The sequence below is a fragment of the Microbulbifer mangrovi genome (assembly GCF_002009015.1).
Classification (GTDB): Bacteria; Pseudomonadota; Gammaproteobacteria; order Pseudomonadales; family Cellvibrionaceae; genus Microbulbifer; species Microbulbifer mangrovi.
In genome coordinates this window covers 1-472 of the sequence record NZ_LZDE01000049.1, presented here as the reverse complement: position 1 = coordinate 472, position 472 = coordinate 1, and the positions used below count along the sequence as shown (strand labels likewise).

The 472-nt window shown below is 41.5% G+C and carries 1 protein-coding gene; it reads left to right on the top strand.

Annotation, left to right across the window (positions count from 1 at the left end; all coding sequences use genetic code 11):
• On the top strand, positions 1-428 hold a 428-nt coding region (locus tag B4U49_RS18980), incomplete at its 5' end, for a hypothetical protein (RefSeq protein ID WP_158078512.1).
• Positions 429-472: the final 44 nt, after the last annotated feature.

The following is a 472-nucleotide window of genomic DNA, read 5'->3' as shown; positions in this document are numbered from 1 at the left end:
CGACGTCTTACTTTGTGCACTTTGTGCACTTTTTGCGCCGTCGCTACGCTTCTATTTTCGCGCAAAAAATGCAGAAAGTAAGCGCCGCTGCGCAAGGCGTTATGTGTCCAATTGCTCCAAGAAAAACGATCATGGATATGAAACCAAGTGAAAAAGAAATAATTTCTATGTTTCAACGCTATCTAGGAAGCGGTGATTCAAGTGAAATCGATAAATTGGATTTAGAAAATCTTGTTTTTGCTGAAGAGCGAATTAGTCTCAGAGGTATTAATCCTCAATTTTTGCAGATCGTAAAAAACAAAATCCATGATCTTGAGTTAAAAGAAGCTAGGCAACATGAAAGCAAAATCAGAGCACTAACCTTGGTTACGGGTCTTATTCTTGGGGTAGTTATATCTGGTATCGCGGCGTGGTTGTTCAATACATAACAATGCCAGGCAGTAAAGCTACAGGCCTTCGGCCCTCCGCGGGA